General features: G+C 75.3%; 4 protein-coding genes. 1 reads left to right on the forward strand and 3 read right to left on the reverse strand.

Translation table 11 applies throughout. The features are described 5' to 3' along the window. Nucleotides 1–509 (forward strand): M55 family metallopeptidase (locus AB0F10_RS45165; protein WP_360640720.1); only part of this gene is annotated, 509 nt, incomplete at its 5' end. On the opposite strand, the gene AB0F10_RS45170 is transcribed toward AB0F10_RS45165, so the two are convergent. The 3 genes from AB0F10_RS45170 to AB0F10_RS45180 all read right to left on the reverse strand — a co-directional run. Continuing rightward, nucleotides 486–1,265 (reverse strand): lysophospholipid acyltransferase family protein, encoded by a 780-nt coding sequence (locus AB0F10_RS45170; protein ID WP_360640722.1) that lies wholly within the window; start codon nt 1,263–1,265, stop codon nt 486–488. The genes AB0F10_RS45165 and AB0F10_RS45170 overlap by 24 nt on opposite strands. Nucleotides 1,266–1,298: 33 nt before the next feature. Continuing rightward, nucleotides 1,299–1,988 carry a hypothetical protein gene (locus AB0F10_RS45175; protein WP_360640726.1) on the reverse strand — a complete coding sequence of 230 codons (690 nt, stop codon included), beginning with the start codon at nt 1,986–1,988 and terminating at the stop codon, nt 1,299–1,301. A 150-nt stretch (nt 1,989–2,138) separates the two neighbouring features. After that, nucleotides 2,139–2,640, reverse strand: a 502-nt coding sequence (locus AB0F10_RS45180) for a DNA glycosylase AlkZ-like family protein (protein ID WP_360640724.1), incomplete at its 5' end; no start/stop codon positions are given.

Consider the following 2,640-nt stretch of genomic DNA (forward strand, 5'->3'; position numbering starts at 1 on the left):
GGGCCGGCAGCGGCCCGGGCGTGCTGGCGCACACCATCGGCGGCGGGCTGCTCGACGTGCGCCTCGACGGCCGGTCCATGGGCGAGATCGGGCTGAACGCGGCCATGGCCGGCTTTCACGGCGCGCCGGTCGTGCTGATCAGCGGCGACGACGCCGCCTGCGCCGAGCTGTGCGAGCTCGTGCCGGCCGCGCAGACCGTCGCCGTCAAGCGGGCCCTCGGCCAGGCCGCCACCGTCGCCCTGCACCCGGACGAGGCCCGCGACCAGCTGCACCGGGCCGCCGCCAAGGCCGTGCGCCGCCACGATCAGGTGCCGCTGGTGACCCTGCCCGGGCCGATCAAGGTCGAGGTCGACCTGTACGGGCCGTACACCGTCGACCTGGCCGTGCTGATCCCCGGCGTCGCCCGTGCGCCGGGCGCCCGCACGGTCACGTTCACCGCCGCCGACGTGGCCGAGGCGTATCGGCTGGTGCAGCTGCTGGCGCAGCTAACCCACCTCGAACCCGCCTGAGCGGCGCCTGCGGACCCGGGCCATGTCCACCGGCCGGGTCCGGTCCACGTGGCGCGGCAGCTCCGGCTCGTCCGGGCGCAGCGGCTCGAGGGTGCGGGCGATGCCCTCGACGATCCGGTCGGTCGCCCGCATCGCCTGCGCACCGGTCGTGCCGGTCAGCCCGGTCAGGTCCACCGGCTCCCCGAAGCGGACCCGCACCACCGGCCGGTGCCGCATCGCCCGCAGCACGGAACCGACGATCCCGACCGGCGCCTCGTAGGGCAGCACCCGGTGGGTGTCCCACTGCGCCACCGGGATCACCGGCGCCCCCGACATCGCCGCCATCCGGGCCACCCCGGTCTTGCCCCGCTCCGGCCACATCCACGGGTCCAGCCCGATCCGGCCCTCCGGATAGACCAGCACCACGGAACCGGCCCGCAGCGCGGCCGCGGCGTCCGGCAGCGCTCGGGTGACCTGCGCGGTGTGCCGGTCGACCCGCAGCTGCCCGGCCGCCCGCAGCACCGAGCCGACGATCGGCGCGTCGAACACCCCGCCGGTGGCCATGAACCGCGGCGCGATCCCGACGATGCTGCACGCCGCGGCCATCACGATCGGGTCGACGGGGCTGACGTGGTTGGCCGCGAGGATCAGCGGGCCGTGGCGCAACCCGTCCGGGACCGTCCCGGACACCTGCAGCCGGCAGATCGCCGGCACCAGCACCCGGGACAACCTGAGCAGCACCCGCCACACCCAGGGCACCCGCCATGACACGTCCATAGGGTCGCCATGATCGCACGCCCGGGCCACGACTCAGCCGGCGTCGCGCAACTCCGCCAGCCGGGCCTCGATCTCCGCCAGCTCGGCGCGCAGCCGCTCCGCCTGCTGCTCGGCCTCGGCACGCTCGGCGGAGACGATCAGCTCGACGGCCTCCTGCACCCCGGGCACGTCGACCAGCTGGACCATCCTCATCGCCTCGGACGGCTTCACCACATAGGGCTTCGCCAGCGCCTTGGTGCCCTGGTTGGCGGCGATCGTCCACTCGCCGTCGGTGTAGGCCAGGGTCACGGTCAGGCCCGGCGGCGGCTTCGGCTTCGCGGCCCGGGGCGGTGCCTTGCGCGGCGCCGGGGCCGGGGACGACGCCTCGGGCGCGGGCGCCGCGGGTGGGGTGGGAGCGGGCAGCGGCTTGTCCATGACGAACTCCGGCTCGGTCCTGGTCTGCTCCGGCACCGCCGGAGCGGCCTTCTTGACCGGACCCTTCGGCGCCACCTGCAGGTCGTCGGGGGAGAAGGGCAGCTCGTCGCGGCCGAACCGCACGACGACCCACTCGTCGGACTCGGCCGGGTCGGTGAGCGTCACCACCTGGCCGACCTGACCGGCGATCTGGCCCGCGGACTCGGTGAACATCACCCGGGGCCGCCGCCCGGCCGCGAGCCCGTCCCGGATCGTCTGCAACTCGTCCGTGCTGAGCCCTCGCACACCGGTGCGTGCCGCCGTAGCCATGGTCATCCCTTCGTCGTTACCGCCAACAGCGTCACTCGAACGCGTGTTTCAATTCCGTAAGTTGTACCAGTACCCACCGACAACGGCAGCGAGACCCGCAGCGTGCCACCACATCCGGTCCCACCGCCAGCGGCTCGCGGGCGGTGTCGCTCAGCCGGGAGACGCGCCGATCCGCACCCGGGGGCCGTCGCCGTCGCAGAGCAACGACGCCAGCGCGTGGCCCTGCTCGGCCACCGCGTCACGCTCGGCATCGGACAGAGCGCGCAGCGGGACGACGCTCACGGTGGCGTCCTCGACGGTCCACGTCGCGGTGACCCGGCCGTCGACCAGGACGACCCGGGTGCCGGTGACCGACAGGCCGCGGTGGGCGGCGTCGACGATCCGGCTCCGGTCGTCGTAGCCGAGCAGCGCGTTGTCGAACGCCGGCAGGAACCGCACCGGGGCGGGCGTGTCGGGGTCCGGGCGCGGCGCGCCGGGCAGGTCCAGCAGCTCGCGGCCCCGCTCGTCGCGGAAGGCGACCAGCTCCCCGCGCACCGCCGCCACCGCGGCCGGCAGCCCGGCGAGGCCGGACCAGGCCCGCACATCGGCCGTCGCGGCGGGCCCGTACGCGGCCAGGTACCGCCGCACCAGCTCCGCGCCGACCGGGTCGGTG

The organism is Actinoplanes sp. NPDC026623 (assembly GCF_040638275.1).
In the GTDB taxonomy this organism is placed as follows: Bacteria; Actinomycetota; Actinomycetes; order Mycobacteriales; family Micromonosporaceae; genus Actinoplanes.

Coding starts and splice junctions, on each gene's coding strand:
- AB0F10_RS45175 (WP_360640726.1), bottom strand. CDS start 1,988: ATGGCTACGGCGGCACGCACCGGTGTGCGAGGGCTCAGCACGGACGAG.
- AB0F10_RS45170 (WP_360640722.1), bottom strand. CDS start 1,265: ATGGACGTGTCATGGCGGGTGCCCTGGGTGTGGCGGGTGCTGCTCAGG.